This is a genomic window from Bacillus sp. 05T31 (genome assembly GCF_056396725.1).
On record NZ_JBFTMA010000791.1, the window covers coordinates 1 to 1,887 of the forward strand.

1 protein-coding gene and 2 pseudogenes are annotated in these 1,887 nt (G+C 32.8%); 2 read left to right on the forward strand and 1 reads right to left on the reverse strand.

Annotated features, from left to right (window positions below; translation table 11 throughout):
* Both AC1DJR_RS28310 and AC1DJR_RS28315 read left to right on the forward strand, forming a co-directional pair.
* A pseudogene (locus AC1DJR_RS28310) lies at positions 1–97 on the forward strand (cupin domain-containing protein); the annotation flags it as partial.
* 86 nt (positions 98–183) lie between these two features.
* Positions 184–1,275, forward strand: a complete 1,092-nt coding sequence (locus AC1DJR_RS28315) for a serine hydrolase (RefSeq protein WP_477004079.1) — start codon at positions 184–186, stop codon at positions 1,273–1,275.
* A gap of 84 nt (positions 1,276–1,359) precedes the next feature.
* Here the strand turns inward: AC1DJR_RS28315 and AC1DJR_RS28320 are convergent.
* Positions 1,360–1,887 (reverse strand): annotated as a pseudogene (locus AC1DJR_RS28320) (hypothetical protein); the annotation flags it as partial.

The following is a 1,887-nucleotide window of genomic DNA, read 5'->3' on the forward strand; positions in this document are numbered from 1 at the left end:
TCCTAACTCAAATCGACTAAATAGCGTTAAAGAAAGTGACGACTCAAATATAATCGTTACGTTAAATGGACAAATAACATCATGTGAAATAGAGTAACTCTTTCTGTTTTAGGAAGAGTTACTCTATTTTGTATAATTTTGTAATTCGATTCGTTATAATTATTATATAGAAGGGGGCATATTGTGAACATATTAAAGATTATAGGAATTGTTGCAGGAGTGATTGTAGTAGCTGTTATAGCTTTCTTTGTTATTATGAAGTACTATTTGTCAAAAGAAGATCCTGATTACGTATTAAACTACATAAAAGAACATAAAGGTGATGAAACATGTTCATTACTTATTAGAAAAAACGGTGAAGTAGTAACATCTRTAAATGAAAATAAAAAATTRCCATTAGCRAGTATGGCAAAAATCGTAATAGCAGTTGAATTTGCTAAGCAAGTGTCAGAAGGAAAAATAAGTCGAGATGAACAAATTTCATTGCAGGATTTAGAAAAATATTATGTTAAAAACACTGATGGTGGAGCGCATCCTGACTGGTTAGAAGATTCAAAAGTGAGAGAGTTAGTGCAAAATGGACAGATTGCTTTAGAAGAAGTGGCTAAAGGGATGATTCATTATAGCTCTAATGCGAATACAACATATTTGTTAGATAAGCTTGGAATAGAAAGAGTAAATGATAGTTTAAAAGAGTTAGAACTTACTAGTCATGACAAGTTCTCTTCGTATACTGCTTCACTATATATGAGAGGGTATGTAGAAAAAGAGCTTAATGAGCCAGAAAATCAATCGTTAGAAATGATACGTAACATGTCTAATGATGAATATAATAAACACGTGTTACAAATACATGAATGGATGAAAGATGAAAGTGAATGGAAGAAACGTGATATACCATTAAAAATAGATATGGAATTCCAGCGTATTTGGTCAGATCGATTAGTGAGTGCAAATGCTAAAGATTATATGAGTTTAATGGAAAAGATAAATAGTAGAAATTATTTTTCAAAATCAATGCAAGATGAAATGGAGAATATTTTTAAAGGAACAGTTCAAAATAGTAAGTTTGAATATGCTGGTCAAAAAGGTGGTTCTACYGCATTCGTATTGACAAAAAGTTTGTATACTACRGATAAAAAGGGGAACAAGGTTGAGGTTGTAATAATGTTTAATGATATAGATAATCAAATTACGCACCAAAAGCTKAGAAATAATATAGATTAYTTTATTCRAGATGCTATAACAGATGAAGAATTCAGAAGAAAGTTATAATGGAATAATTTTATTATGTAAACAAAAAGATGCTTTATATAAAGCATCTTTTTGTTGGTTTTATAAGAAATGTACTCAAAGGAATTAACCGATATCTAACCGAATTAATTGAATAGATGCATTAATGGCAGGAACGCCAGTAACCGTAATAGGGATAACTGGTAAAGCATTAGTAGTAGTGCCTACATTTCGAATAGTTACAGGAGTTCCTCCAGGAATGTTGATTACGGCAGACCCAGATAATAATAAATTTCCAGTGGCATCTGTAGATTGTGAATAAGAAGTAGTAGCTTGAGCAACGCCTCCTACAGTGATAGCATAAGTTGCTGTATCTGGTGATGTAACTAGCACTTTGAAAATAACTAAATATGAACCTCCCACTGTAGGATCTACATTGGCGTTTTTAGTACCAGGAGTATAAAAAACACTTTTTAATGAGCTGTTAGAGTCAAATTCAATATCAGCACCAGGTCCAATAGACTGGGCAGTTGTACTATAAATATGACCATATGCTTCGGTACTTGTATTAAATGTTCCGGTAGATCCAGTGTTCCCGGTAGCCCCAGTGTCGCCAGCAGGTCCGGTGTTTCCAGTAGGTCCAGTGTTTCCAGC